Origin of the sequence: Pseudoalteromonas sp., assembly GCF_018402495.1 — a bacterium.
GTDB lineage: Bacteria > Pseudomonadota > Gammaproteobacteria > Enterobacterales > Alteromonadaceae > Pseudoalteromonas.
The window spans coordinates 825,597-839,174 of sequence record NZ_JAGYIU010000001.1; the positions used below are offsets into that span (position 1 = coordinate 825,597).

Genomic DNA, 13,578 nt, shown 5'->3' on the forward strand with positions numbered 1-13,578 from the left:
TAACACATAAATTTAGCAGTAAAATCACTTACTTTATTATCAAACATGCTAGAGTGATTTATACATTGGAATAGTAGTAACTGAGGGTAATATGTATTTAAGAACAAAAATAACCAATACCTATCGCGCCATAGTTAACAGTATTGGCTTTTACCCCTCTTTATTATCTGTTGCATTTTTAATTTTTGCCGTGCTAACCATGTCAGTAGAGTACTTAGCCCCTATTGAGAAATTTAAATCATTAATCTCATTTGTATTAGTAGACAGTGCAGAAAACGCACGAACTATATTAAGCACCTTAGCTGGCAGTATTATTTCACTAACTGTATTTAGTTTTTCTATGGTAATGGTAGTTTTAAATTCTGCCAGCGCTAGCTTGTCACCCAGAGTAGTTCCTGGGCTTATTACCCGTAAATCGCATCAAATGGTATTAGGGTTTTATTTAGGCAGTATTATTTACTCTATCATTATGCTCATTAACATTAACAAACTCGATAACGGCAATACGGCAATCCCCTCGTTAGGGGTATTCTTTGCGTTAATTTTTGGTTTGATTTCTTTGGGCTTATTCGTTTTCTTTATTCACTCTATTTCAAAAGCGATTCAGGTTGATAACGTATTAAATGGTTTATTTAGACAAACCAAAAAAGAAATTCAAAACATCATTAATATGCAAAATGAAAATCCAATTGATCATTTTCCTGAGTTTTCAAACTGGCACTCAATAAAAAGTACTACTGAGGGTTACTACAAAGGGGTTCACACAAATAAGCTGTGTGCTATTTTGTGTGAGGCTGAAATTGAGCTTTTTATTACCGTTAAGCAAGGTTACTTTACCGTTAAAGGCTACCCATTCTTAAAGTGTAATAAAGATATTTGTGAAAACGAAGAGTTAATAGAGAAAATCTTAGACTGCTTTATTTTTTATATTGAAGAATATATTAGCGACCATTATCGGTATGGACTAACGCAGATTTCAGAGATAGCAGTAAAAGCTATGAGTCCAGGGATTAACGATCCGGGCACTGCCGTTAAATCTATTGATATGTTGAGTATATTATTAATTGAACGACTAAAGATTAGTACAATAAATTATTCATGCCATCAATCAGAAAAATCACCGTTATTGTATTTTCATGAAACCAGTTTTGATGAACTACTGCATGACAACTTTACCCCTTTGCGTAATTATGCAAAAGCCGATGCTTATGTGATGACCAATGTAATCGAGGCTTTTAAAAATATATTATTTATTGCTAATGAGAATGTAGATGCCCGTAATAGTGTGTTTAATTATTTAAATGCCATAGTTGATGATATTAATCAGCATATAGTTAATGAATATGACCGCCTACAAATTAGTAATATGCTACAAGCTATAGTGCGTATTAGTGAATTACAAGGTAAGCAGTTAGTGGCGCGGTTTGAGCGCCACCCCCCTGATTAATCTATATAATAAATTGCATAGCTTGACGCGCTAATGGTGATTTCTCCAGCATGATAGGCATCAGGAACATAATTACCAGGTGCACTGTCTGCCATTATTACTTTTTCACTGCGCATGTACGGTGTAGATGGCATATCAAGCGGAGTTAAAGACGCGCTATATAAGCCTTTTAACTCTACATCAAAGACGTCACTTAGCTCTTTTGCCGCGGCTTTGGTTTGTTTAATTGCCATTTTTTGTGCTTTTTTATGCAGCTCATCGTAGTTGCTAGCTAAAAATTGCGTTTGCCTAATTTCATTAATGCCATTATTAACTAAGCTCTGTAGCAATTCAGGGTATTTATTAATTACAGAGAGTTTAATAGTGAGCGTTCTGGATACCTTAAAGCCAGTAAACTCTTGCTTACCTGTTTCACGATTATATTGGTTATCACGATATATAGAAATTTGACCGGCATTAATATCTGCATCATCTACTCCGAGTTTTTTTACTAAGCTTATTGCACTGGCCATGGTGGTATCAGTTAGTTTTTTTGCGGCAATTAAGTCTTTATCTATTTCAGTGATGCCTACCGAGAGTAAAACATGATCTGGCATAGTGGTTATTGAAGCTTCTCCCTTTACATAGATATGCGGTTTTTCTGGGGCGTTGCTCGCAAAAGCTGATGTACTGAGTAATGCGGCGGTTAAAATCGAAAGCGTTTTCATAAGTCTATCCTTTTAAATTTGATTGCCTCAGTTAACACCTTATGCGGTTAATTAAAGATGAACAAGCATAAAAAAACAGGCAAAAGCCTGTTTTTTTAATCTCTACTGTTATTAAATGCTGCAACGCTTATAGTTACGGTATTTTGGTAACCAGTAGTTTTTGTCGATGGCTGCCCATAGCGCATCGTCTGAAATTTCAAGGGCAACTCCCTCTTCAATTGCCTTTTTAGCCACTGCAAACGCAATACGTTTACTAAGCGTTTCAATTTCAGTCAGTGCCGGTAATAAGCTGCCTTTACCTGTATTAGCTAAAGGTGACGACTCAGCCAGCATTTCGCTCGACATAATAAGCATCGCATCGGTAATACGCGTCGCTTTAGCGGCAATAACACCTAAGCCAATACCTGGGAATATGTAACTGTTATTACATTGTGGAATTGGGTAAGTCACACCGTTATAAACAACTGGGTCGAATGGGCTGCCAGTTGCAACAATTGCTTTGCCATCGGTCCATTTAATTACATCTTCTGGGTAAGCTTCAACTTGCTTAGATGGGTTACTTAACGGGAAAATTATTGGCGATTCACATTTAGCATGCATAGCGCGAATGACTTGCTCGGTAAATAAACCAGGTTGGCCTGATACACCAATTAAAATATCTGGTTCAGCACAGTGCATTACATCTAATAACGACGCGTATTCACCGCTATAGGTCCAATCAGCTAAGCAGCTAGTTGGTTGTGCAAGCATTTGTTGAAAGTCGCGTAAGCCTTGCATACCATCTGTTAATAAGCCAAAACGGTCAACCATAAATACTTGGCTGCGTGCCTGTGCTTCACTAATGCCCTCAGCAACCATAGTGCTAACAATTTGCTCTGCAATACCACACCCTGCAGAACCGGCACCTACAAAAACAACTTTTTGAGTTGATAATTTAGCACCTTTGACACGACACGCTGCTAATAAAGAACCCACAGTGACCGATGCAGTGCCTTGAATATCATCATTAAAGCTACAAATTTCGTTGCGGTAACGCTTTAATAACGGCATTGCATTAGGCTGAGCAAAATCTTCAAACTGTAGTAACACATTTGGCCAGCGACGTTTAACTGCTTTAATGAATAAATCTAAAAACTCATCGTATTCATCTTGTGCAATACGTTTATGGCGGGCACCCATGTACATTGGGTCGTTTAATAATTTTTCGTTATTGGTTCCCACATCGAGCATAACCGGTAACGTATAGGCAGGGCTAATACCGCCACACGCGGTATACAAAGAAAGTTTACCAATTGGAATGCCCATGCCGCCAATACCTTGGTCGCCAAGGCCTAAAATACGCTCACCGTCGGTAACAACAATCACTTTTACTTTGCCTTTTGTGGCATTACGTAAAATATCGTCAATGTGAAAGCGATCTTCATAGGAAATAAATAAGCCACGGGCACTACGATAAATATCAGAAAACTTTTCACACGCATCACCTACCGTTGGGGTGTAGATAATAGGCATCATTTCTTCGATATGATCGCGCACTAAGCGGTAATAAAGCGTTTCGTTATTATCTTGAATGGCGCGTAAATAAATGTGCTTATTTAAGTTGTCATTAAAACTTGAGTACTGTTGGTAACAACGCTCAACTTGCTCTTCTATCGTTTCGTAACGAGGAGGAAGTAAACCAGCAAGATTAAAGTTTTCACGTTCTTTTTGGCTAAAAGCACTTCCTTTATTCAATAGCGGAGTTTCAATTAGGCCTGGGCCAGAATAAGGAATATAAAGATAATTTGGATCGGTATTTGTAGTCATATTTCCAAGCTTTACTGAATCTTAAGTAATGATCTGCCATTATCATTGTTAAAGGCTAAATTGCAATGACATTTAAGCTTGTCAGACCATTGAAAATGTACAAATACAAGCGCTACTTTAGTATAAAGCCACTCATATTTGGTGAATATGTTAGCTGGCTGTTGTGAGTTTATAAAAATTAAACGGGCATTAGACCAGCGTTTGCTGTGTGTAATGGTTACAACAGTGTCAGTTATTTTTTAGATTTGCTAATTTCTTACGTTAGTTAACATACTATTTTCAATCAAATAATCATTAACTATTAAGCTGTTACATAAATAACAGCAGGTAATACATTAGCTGCAAACCTGCTGTTTATTATACATGTTTTAGAATTTAAATGAGGCTTTATTATTACTTAAATCCGATAATGCCATCCCTTCCCTGCGAGGATCGGCAGCACCATACAAGCGATTGTTTTTTACTTCTACTGCATGCAGCCCTGAGTTTAAATCAATCACACGCACATCATGGCCGCGCTTTTTAAGTTGAGGAACAATTGCTTCAAGCTCAGTGCCTTTTTCAACACTGGTGTAGTCATTACGATTAGTGGTGCGCGGTAAATTAATGGCCTGCTGGGCGTTTAAATCCCAATCTAAAACGCCAATAACAACTTGTGCTACATAATTAATAATGCGACTACCACCAGGGGAGCCGACCACTAAACGTAAGCTCCCATCTTGATTAAATACCATCACTGGTGACATTGAGCTGCGCGGACGCTTATACGCTTCTACCCTGTTAGCCACTAATTTGCCATTCTTACGTGGCGAGAGTGAAAAATCAGTCAACTGATTATTTAAAATATAGCCATTAACCATGACTGTAGAACCAAACGCCATTTCTATAGAGCTGGTCATCGATACGGCATTGCCTTTACTATCAACAATAGAAACATGCGTGGTAGAAGGCAATTCATAAGAGTCATCGTTTGCATAGCTTAGGTAATCAACTGGATCACCCGGCAATGCTATATGGTCTTGTTCTGTAATTAATTTAGCGCGCTTCGCGATGTAGTCTTTATTTAATAGTGCTTGTGTAGGCACTTGAGTAAAGTCAGGATCGCCTATGTATTTGTTGCGATCAGCAAATGCAATGCGTGATGCTTGACTAAAATAATGAATCGCCTCTGCACTATTGGCTTTAATATTGACCATATCTTTGTGTTCAAGCAAGCCTAAAATTTGTAGTACTGAGATACCGCCACTGCTTGGCGGTGCCATAGAACACACATTATATACACGGTATTTAATACAAACAGGGGCACGCTCTTTACTCGTGTAATTAGCCAGATCTTGCTCAGATAATTTACCTGGAGCGATTTTTGATTGCTGCACCGCTTCTACCATGGCTTTAGCGTTTTCGCCTTTGTAAAACGCATCTATCCCTTTGGAGGCAATGTCTTTGTATAAATTAGCCAACGGTTGATTTTTTTTAATACTGCCTACTTCAATCACTTTACCATTAGGAAAAAAATACTCATTAATGACCGGCATACTCATTACGCCGGGGTTTAATTGCCTAACGAGTAAACCATGTAACCGAGGCGATACTTCAAATCCTTGCTCGGCAAGGGCAATAGCAGGCTTAAATAAAGCGTCCCATGGCAAATTACCATATTGTTTATGGGCACTGGCAAATGCATGTAAAATGCCTGGCACGCCTACAGAGCGACCACCTACTACGGCCTCAATCCATTTAACAGCTTTGCCATGTTCATTTAAAAACAGGTTTTCATTAGCATTGCTAGGCGCAGTTTCGCGACCATCAAAACTGGTAAGTTTATTATCGGCTTTGTTGTAGTACATCATAAACGTGCCACCACCAATACCTGATGATTGCGGCTCAACTAATGTAAGGACCAATTGAGTAGCAATAGCCGCATCAACGGCGCTGCCGCCTTGAGCTAAAATCGCTTTTCCCGCTTGAGACGCATATGGGTTTGCAGCCGCGACCATATACTTATCGCCTTGCACTAGTTGCTTTTGTGTTACGCCCGTGGCAGCTTCTGGTTCACGGGTTTCAATTTGGCTCGCTTGCTGTGCAAATATAGGTAAAGACAGTGCAGTTAAAGAAATAGCAAATAAAGAGTTGAGCTTAAAATTCATAATTACGGATTAAACTTAAATTGCAATGGAAGATAATTGGCATCTTAAGGTTAAACAGGCACAATATGCAAAAATAAATATAAAAAAATGATCATTAAATGCTTAATTTACCCCTTCAGCCACGCCATGTTTTACCTCCTTTGTGTTTAATTGTTTTAACTATGCTTTTAGCATGGCTTGGTATGAACAATGAACTTGAGTTTAATCGCCCATTACTTGAACAAGGCCAACTATGGCGTTTATTTACCAGCCAGTTTGTACATGCAAATTGGGCACATTTAGCGTTAAACTGTGCAGGCATAGGACTTATTTGGTTACTCCATGGTGAATACACGCACCCTAAGCAATACAGTTTTAATATTTCAACACTTGCGCTTTGGTGTGGTTTGGGGGTTTATTGGTTTTGTCCAACCATTACTATTTACACCGGGATCAGTGCAGTTTTGCATGGCGTGATCGTTTGGGGGGCAATAAAAGATGTTACTGTTGGGTTAAAATCAGGTTATGTATTATTTATTGGTGTGTGGGCAAAGCTTATTTTTGAGCAAGTTAATGGTCCTAGTGCAGCAATAGGTCAACTAATTCAATCCACAGTAGCCGTTGACGCACATTTAATTGGTGCAATTGGCGGGGTTGTATTAGCCGTGCCGCTGGTTGTCAAACACATCAAAAACACTAAAAAAAACGCCACATAAGTGGCGTTTATTATTTTTAGTGGTTTAAAGCGTGTCTTTAAACAGCTTATAGATACGACGGTATTGATCTAACCAACTCGAAGGCTGCACAAAACCATGTGGCTCTACTGGAAAAATGGCTGTTTCAAAATTTTCTTTTTCAAGTTCTATTAAGCGCTGTACTAAGCGAACTGAATCTTGGAAAAATACATTATCATCAACCATAGGCGCATTTATTAATAAATGCTTTTTAAGCCCTTCTGCATAGTAAATAGGTGAACTACGCTCATAAGCAATTGGGTCAACATCCGGATGATTCAAAATATTAGCCGTATAACCTGTATTGTAATGTGCCCAATCAGTTACCGGGCGAAGCGCCGCTCCCGATTGAAACAAGTCAGGCGCGGTAAATAACGCCATAAAGGTCATAAAGCCACCGTAAGAGCCACCATAGGTTCCCACCGCTTGCGTATCTACATTGGCATTGTCTGCCATCCATTTTACGCCGTCGGCTAAATCTTGCGTTTCAGGGGTGCCCATTTGGCGATAGATAGCTGTACGCCAATCACGCCCATACCCTTTAGAAGCGCGGTAATCCATATCCATCACCACGTAACCTTCATCAGCGAGTAGTGAATGGAACATAAATTCACGAAAATAAACTGACCACCCCATATGTGAATTTTGCAAGTAACCTGCGCCGTGGTTAAATATAACCGCCTTGCGAGTTTTACCTGTTTCACCCTCTTTGTAATCAGCAGGATAATAAACTTTAGCGTATATAGGCTGATCTGTATGACTTGATGGCACTGCAACAATTTTAGGTGCGGTTAGCTTTTTGGCCAAAAACGCCTCAGATACCGTATTGGTTAAACGAGTTGCTGTTGTGTTTGCTTTAGCCTCAGCCACATAAAGTTCAGTCGGCATAGTGATTTTAGAGTGCCTTAATAACAACTTAGATTGATCAGGGCTCAAGGTGTAATCCGTCATGCCGTTTAAGTCAGTTACTTGTTCACTAACCCCTGTTTGTGGATTAACACGGTATATTTCGTAAAGACCCGGATGCTCAACATTCGCTTTATAGTAAATAGCGCTGTTGTCATCGGTTAGGGTTAAGTTAGACACTTCAAACTGACCTTGTGTTAATGCCGTAGCCTTGCCATTTAAAGGTTTTTTATAAAGCTGACTGTACCCCGACTCTTCCGATAAATAATACAGCGTAGTTGAATCATTTAACCAACCAAAGTCGTTAAACGCATACGCAATCCACGCATCGTCATGTAAACGGTGTTGAGATACGAGTTTGTTATTTTCAAAATCAACGGTGGCCAACCAACGATCTTTGTTATCCCATGCTTCAAGCATAATGGCGACTTGGCTGCCATCATCGTTCCAGCTGATAGGCGATTGATCCCATCCCCAGTCTGAAATTACATTAATGCCACGCGGTTTTTTCTTAGACTTATACGTTTTGCCTTCACGGGCATAGTTTTCTTTTTTAACCTCAGCGAGTACATCTTCATCAAAACCAGGCAAGGTATTAAACCCTAAAGTAGATTGGCTTTGATCTGCAAGGTTAATATAAACAATTTCAGAGGTTTGCTCTTTAGCGTCAGCCACACGACGGCGAACTTTTTTAGGCTCTATAGTGGCATCATCAGTGATGTAGTTTGGCATAATGTCGCCCTCACCACGCCATGTGCTCTTTTCTTGCAAAACCACAATTAGCGCATCGCCATTAGGAGAAAGCTGAGCTTCATCAACCGTATTGCCTTCACCTAAATAGTAATGGGTGTTAGCAATTGAGCTATTTTGCGTTTTTAGTTGCTCATTTCGCGCATACTTATCTTGTTTGTTTTTATGCTGCAATGAAATGTAATCAATTAGTTTATGCTGCTCTTTTGCAATGTAAGTGCTTGGCTCTTTTACACCTTGTGGTTTATTAGCTAGTTTTAAGTTGGCAATTTCACGGGTTAAACCTGTGGTTAAATCTACTTTAAAAAAGATATTACCTTGGCGATACACTAAATTACCATCGTTTAAAAACTGTGGTTTTGACTCAGTAGCTGAGCTTTGCGTAATTTGCTTAATTACGCCTGACTTTACGTTTTTAACAAATACGTTGCCTTCAAACACATAAGCTTGAAGCGATTTATCGTTAGAAAAAACGGCTTTACTAGACCCGACACTGTGTAATTTTTCAAGCGAGACTTGCTCTGCTGTTTGAGAGTTTATGGCTTGGCTAAATAAATCTCTTAGCTCACTGCCTAATTGTTTACGCGCATAAATAACAGTACTTGAATCTGCACTCCAAAATGCACTTTGTGGCTGGCGTCCTATCCAATCTGGATGCGCCATCGCTTGTTCAAGTGTAATTTTTGAGTCACCAATATCTGCAGGTGTATTAACAACACTCGCAACAGTTATGTTATTTGGTTGAACAGATGAGTCATTTGACGTTGTGGCGGTTGCTGTACAGCCCGCTAACATTACACTTGACGCAACAGCCATTGCGACAAGTGTTTTAGAAGATGAAAATTTAAAAATCATAGTGCTTCTTGGCGGTTATTATAATTAACCATATTTAAGCAGAAGCACCTTTATAATTGCAATTATTTAAGATAAACAACGTTAGTATCAGGGTGAGTAACCCAATTATTCAACCGTTAAATCAAGCCACACTAAACGATGGTCACTTGATGCGTTTCTATCTTTTATTAAACGGTACAGTTCACTTTGTTTTTTAGGCCAAAATACACCACCACCATTAATGGTTAGCCCGTAGTTTGAAGGCAATACATAATCAACCCGTGCCTGCCAATTAGCGGTATAGTTTTTAGCATAAGCGTGCGGGTATTGCTCTTTAGCGCCCTCACTAGTAGGGATAAAACCAGCGTTAATCATTGGGCTTTTAAGTAATTGATCCGTTGTATTGGGTCGCTTTTTATCCCCCTCAGGGGCTGCATTTAAGTCACCTAAAATAACAAAACGAGACTGGGCCTCAAGGCCGCCTTTTTTGCCGTTATCATCGTATAGGTAACTTTCATTATTTATATAATCAGCAATTAATCTAATTTCATCATGATTACGTTTTCCATTTCTATCTTCCTCACCGTCAAATACAGGCGGTGTTGGATGCGAGGCTAACATATGAACTACTTTATCATTTACTTTTACCGGTATATCCCAAAACGATTTCGAGCTCAGTCTTAAAATGTCCCATTCTTGCTCGTTATACCAATTTTCACCTGTTGAGGGATGAATTGGCATTTGTGCATTGGGCATATCTTTGTATTTAAATGTTTGCAGTGTTCTTATTTTATCTACCTCTATTGGGTAACGTGATAAAAACGCCATTGCATAATGGCCTTCAAAAAAGCCAAAGCCCTGTGCATCACCCATTATTCCGGTTTTTTTGCCATCATTGTCTAAATCAAATTCTGTGGCTAACCCTGTGTTAACGGGCGCAATATATACATATGGGTAATCAATTGCTGCTTGATCATTTTGACTTACATTTAAGTAATGTTTCTTAAAATATTCAATGCCCTTTGATTTTGGTACATAGTCAAACTCATTTAAAAGCACTACATCTGGACGAACGCGTTGGATAATTTCAGCAATATTTTTAATTTGCTGGTGGTCAGAGCGCAGCGCGTTGACTAAGGCATCGCTTTTTACTTTTTCATTTTTAGCGGTGTAATTGGTTGCATCCATACTGACATTAAACGTTGCTACACGTAATGACTCTGCGTGAACATAGCTTGCTGAAACCAATGACAATAAAAAGCCACCAATAATTTTAATACCGAGATCATGTCTCATTATATGAATCCATCTATTATTAATAATAAAATAATACTGCTAACCACGATCCAAAGAATCACAGCCATTAAAAACGGTTTAATTCCCGCTTGCTTTAGTACCGATAACGACAAACCACTGCCAATTAAAAACAATGTCATCACTAATATTTGTTTCGCTGCAATGTTTATCAGTTCCCAATAAGATGAAAGCGTTGGTACATAGGTATTAATTAATGCGGCTAATAAAAAACCTACAATAAATAATGGAATACTCGCCTTTTCATCTGAGCGCATAAACACACCCGCAAGCGTGGTGTATGGAATAATCCACATAGCACGAGTAAGCTTCACTGTTGTTGCTATGCTCAGTGCCACTGCACCATAAGTAGCCGATGCACCTACCACGCTGCTGGTATCATGAATTGCAAGTGCAGCCCATAATCCAAACTGCTCTTGGGTTAATTCAAAATAGTGCCCAATTGCAGGGAATAATAATAACCCTACACCATTGAGTAAAAATACGATACCCAGCGCCACAGCCACTTCATGATCTTTGGCTTTTATAACCGGTGCCATGGCCGCAATAGCACTACCACCACAAATAGCGGTTCCAAAGGAAATTAACACGCCTGTGTTACGATTAAGTTTAAACACTTGAGTTAAAATTTCGCCAAGCCCAATTATGGCAGTAATACTGACAATTGTTAACACTAAAGAGCTGCGACCAACCTCAATTACCTGATTAAAATCAACAGCAAACCCCAGGCCCACAACCGCCAACTTTAGCATCCATTTACTGGCCTTTTGTGATAACTCAGCAAACGGGTTACCCAAGGTAATCGCAAATAACGCCCCCATAACCAAAGCACTACCAGCGCCAATAAATGGAGTGATGCACAAAGCCAGTAATATTATAAATACAGGTTTATGTAAATTAGCGATAATCATAACGTTAAGCGCGAATGAGTTTATTAGTCAGTTTATGGACAACGGGGGCAACAAATATAACCGTTGGAAAGGCAATACAAAAGGCAAATAACCACGCTTTAAGCCAGATAGTTACGATGTTATCGACCATACCAACATTAAATAAAGAAATAACTAACGACATAAAACCTGACATGAAAAGTGCCATAAAAAAGGCAAACACAATAGTACGAAACTTTGGATGGATCATTGAAAAGAACCTTTAGAAGGTAAAGCGATATATTGAAGTTAAGTTCAATTTATCGCTTTGTTTTTTAACTTATAATAGCGATTTGCTGGTAGCTAATACACCGGGGTAATCTTGCTCTGGCAAACACATTGCGAGTTCACCAAGGCGTTCACCTAATTGCTGTAAATTATCAGCAGATACATTAATATGGCCCATTTTACGACCAGGTTTTACACTTTTACCGTACCAATGGCTGGTTACATCCGCTGTTTTTAACACATCAGTAGGGATTTGTGCTTGGCCTAATACATTTATCATAGCAGTAGGCTGCTTAATTTGCGTACTACCTAAAGGTAGGCCGGCAACAGCGCGCATATGGTTTTCAAATTGCGAGCAATGAGCACCTTGTTGCGTCCAATGGCCTGAGTTATGAACTCGCGGCGCAATTTCATTAACCAGTAATGTACCTTGCACATCAAAAAACTCAATGGCGAGTACACCAACATAGTTAAGCTCATTCGCAATTCGGGTAAATGCCGTTATTGCTTGTTGCTCTAGTTGGCTATTATTGTTTTTACCTGCAACCGAAAGCGTTAACACACCCTCGGTGTGCTCGTTTTCAGTTAATGGATAAATAGCAAGATGGCCGTGTTTATCGCGCGCACCAATAATAGAGACTTCACGATCAAACGGGATCATTTTTTCTGCAATTATGGTGTGCGGAGCGTGCTCAGTGCCTGATGCAATAAAATCAGCCATTTCAGCCCAAATTTGCTCAATTTGATCGTCAGATTTTAAACGCCATTGGCCTTTACCATCGTAACCCGCTTGGCATGTTTTAATGACTAATGGCTTACCAAGTGTTTGAACTGCGAGTTCAAGATGCGCTTTTTCTGTAATTAACTGATATGGCGCGCATGCAACAGCGGTTTTATCTAGGAGCGCTTTTTCAAGCGCACGGTCGCCACCGGTTTTAATGGCTTGTTTGCCCGGATAAAACTTATTGCTATTACAACACTGTGTAAGTACATCATCTGGAATATGTTCAAACTCGGCCGTAATAGCATCAGCGTTTTCTATCGCTTGTTCGAGCGTTGTTGGGTACACTTCATTGGTAAGCGGATGTACAATCTTTTTGCTGCCTACATCATAAGCAACCACATTTAAATTAAGCGGTGCACCAGCTAAGCTCATCATTCGCGCTAGCTGCCCTGCCCCTAAAATTAAAATATTCATGATCACTCTGCAGGATTTGGGTTAGCTAAAACAGTCTCAGTTTGTTCTTTACGGAACGCTTCGATTTTTGCGAAGATTTCTGGATTTTGACATCCTAAAATTTGTGCCGCTAATAAACCTGCGTTTGCAGCACCTGGCTCACCAATAGCAAGAGTACCTACCGCAACACCTTTTGGCATTTGGCAAATAGATAACAGAGAGTCTACACCGTTTAGCGCTTTAGATTTAACGGGTACGCCTAAAACTGGCAGAGATGTAAACGCCGCCGCCATTCCCGGTAAGTGCGCCGCGCCACCTGCGCCTGCAATAATAACTTTAATACCGCGTTCTGCGGCTGAACTTGCGTAATCGGCAAGTAATTGAGGAGTGCGGTGGGCAGAAACCACTTTAGTTTCATACTCAATGCCAAATTTTTCTAGCATAAGAGCGGCGTGTTCCATGGTTGGCCAATCTGATTTAGAACCCATAATAATGCCAACAGTCATAAATACTCCTCAGTAATGTATTTTAAAAATAGCGGACTTATGTCCGGTTTTATGGCAGGTATTATATACTTAAATGCTGCACTAATGCGACCAGCAGGCAATAAAAAAGCCATG

At 39.5% G+C, this 13,578-nt stretch carries 11 protein-coding genes; 2 read left to right on the plus strand and 9 right to left on the minus strand.

Features of this window, described 5'->3' with window-relative positions; all coding sequences use genetic code 11:
• The first annotated feature begins 91 nt into the window (after positions 1 to 91).
• Positions 92 to 1,447 carry a DUF2254 domain-containing protein gene (locus tag KG708_RS03755; protein ID WP_213608168.1) on the plus strand — a complete coding sequence of 452 codons (1,356 nt, stop codon included), beginning with the start codon at positions 92 to 94 and terminating at the stop codon, positions 1,445 to 1,447.
• On the opposite strand, the gene KG708_RS03760 is transcribed toward KG708_RS03755, so the two are convergent.
• The 3 genes from KG708_RS03760 to ggt all read right to left on the minus strand — a co-directional run bounded on the left by KG708_RS03760 (position 1,444) and on the right by ggt (position 6,107).
• On the minus strand, positions 1,444 to 2,154 hold the full coding sequence (locus tag KG708_RS03760; RefSeq protein WP_213608169.1) for an SIMPL domain-containing protein: 711 nt from the start codon (positions 2,152 to 2,154) through the stop codon (positions 1,444 to 1,446). The genes KG708_RS03755 and KG708_RS03760 overlap by 4 nt on opposite strands.
• Positions 2,155 to 2,265: 111 nt before the next feature.
• Complete coding sequence (locus KG708_RS03765; protein ID WP_028835240.1) at positions 2,266 to 3,960, minus strand: NAD-dependent malic enzyme; 1,695 nt, start codon at positions 3,958 to 3,960, stop codon at positions 2,266 to 2,268.
• A 368-nt stretch (positions 3,961 to 4,328) separates the two neighbouring features.
• Positions 4,329 to 6,107, minus strand: coding sequence for a gamma-glutamyltransferase (gene ggt / locus KG708_RS03770; protein WP_213608170.1), 1,779 nt, complete (start codon positions 6,105 to 6,107; stop codon positions 4,329 to 4,331).
• 98 nt (positions 6,108 to 6,205) lie between these two features.
• On the opposite strand from ggt, the gene rrtA reads away from it, so the two are divergent.
• Positions 6,206 to 6,802: a rhombosortase gene (gene rrtA / locus KG708_RS03775; RefSeq protein ID WP_213608171.1), complete on the plus strand. Its 597-nt coding sequence runs from the start codon at positions 6,206 to 6,208 to the stop codon at positions 6,800 to 6,802.
• Between the two features lie 24 nt (positions 6,803 to 6,826).
• Here the strand turns inward: rrtA and KG708_RS03780 are convergent, their stop codons facing one another.
• From KG708_RS03780 to purE, 6 genes are all read right to left on the minus strand, one after another.
• Positions 6,827 to 9,331: a prolyl oligopeptidase family serine peptidase gene (locus KG708_RS03780; RefSeq protein WP_213608172.1), complete on the minus strand. Its 2,505-nt coding sequence runs from the start codon at positions 9,329 to 9,331 to the stop codon at positions 6,827 to 6,829.
• Between the two features lie 105 nt (positions 9,332 to 9,436).
• Entirely contained in the window at positions 9,437 to 10,606 is a 1,170-nt protein-coding gene (locus tag KG708_RS03785) for an endonuclease/exonuclease/phosphatase family protein (protein WP_213608173.1), read from the minus strand.
• Positions 10,606 to 11,535 carry a putative sulfate exporter family transporter gene (locus tag KG708_RS03790; protein WP_213608174.1) on the minus strand — a complete coding sequence of 310 codons (930 nt, stop codon included), beginning with the start codon at positions 11,533 to 11,535 and terminating at the stop codon, positions 10,606 to 10,608. The genes KG708_RS03785 and KG708_RS03790 overlap by 1 nt, the downstream gene beginning before the upstream one ends.
• Before the next feature lie 4 nt (positions 11,536 to 11,539).
• Complete coding sequence (locus tag KG708_RS03795) at positions 11,540 to 11,764, minus strand: DUF2798 domain-containing protein (RefSeq protein ID WP_213608175.1); 225 nt, start codon at positions 11,762 to 11,764, stop codon at positions 11,540 to 11,542.
• 69 nt (positions 11,765 to 11,833) lie between these two features.
• Entirely contained in the window at positions 11,834 to 12,979 is a 1,146-nt protein-coding gene (locus tag KG708_RS03800) for a 5-(carboxyamino)imidazole ribonucleotide synthase (protein WP_213608176.1), read from the minus strand.
• Positions 12,980 to 12,981: 2 nt separating this feature from the next.
• Positions 12,982 to 13,464, minus strand: coding sequence for a 5-(carboxyamino)imidazole ribonucleotide mutase (purE, locus tag KG708_RS03805; protein ID WP_013464946.1), 483 nt, complete (start codon positions 13,462 to 13,464; stop codon positions 12,982 to 12,984).
• Between the last annotated feature and the right edge of the window lie 114 nt (positions 13,465 to 13,578).

Coding starts and splice junctions, on each gene's coding strand:
- purE (WP_013464946.1), bottom strand. CDS start 13,464: ATGACTGTTGGCATTATTATGGGTTCTAAATCAGATTGGCCAACCATG.
- KG708_RS03790 (WP_213608174.1), bottom strand. CDS start 11,535: ATGATTATCGCTAATTTACATAAACCTGTATTTATAATATTACTGGCT.
- KG708_RS03760 (WP_213608169.1), bottom strand. CDS start 2,154: ATGAAAACGCTTTCGATTTTAACCGCCGCATTACTCAGTACATCAGCT.
- rrtA (WP_213608171.1), top strand. CDS start 6,206: ATGCTTAATTTACCCCTTCAGCCACGCCATGTTTTACCTCCTTTGTGT.
- KG708_RS03765 (WP_028835240.1), bottom strand. CDS start 3,960: ATGACTACAAATACCGATCCAAATTATCTTTATATTCCTTATTCTGGC.
- KG708_RS03800 (WP_213608176.1), bottom strand. CDS start 12,979: ATGAATATTTTAATTTTAGGGGCAGGGCAGCTAGCGCGAATGATGAGC.
- KG708_RS03795 (WP_213608175.1), bottom strand. CDS start 11,764: ATGATCCATCCAAAGTTTCGTACTATTGTGTTTGCCTTTTTTATGGCA.
- KG708_RS03780 (WP_213608172.1), bottom strand. CDS start 9,331: ATGATTTTTAAATTTTCATCTTCTAAAACACTTGTCGCAATGGCTGTT.
- ggt (WP_213608170.1), bottom strand. CDS start 6,107: ATGAATTTTAAGCTCAACTCTTTATTTGCTATTTCTTTAACTGCACTG.
- KG708_RS03785 (WP_213608173.1), bottom strand. CDS start 10,606: ATGAGACATGATCTCGGTATTAAAATTATTGGTGGCTTTTTATTGTCA.
- KG708_RS03755 (WP_213608168.1), top strand. CDS start 92: ATGTATTTAAGAACAAAAATAACCAATACCTATCGCGCCATAGTTAAC.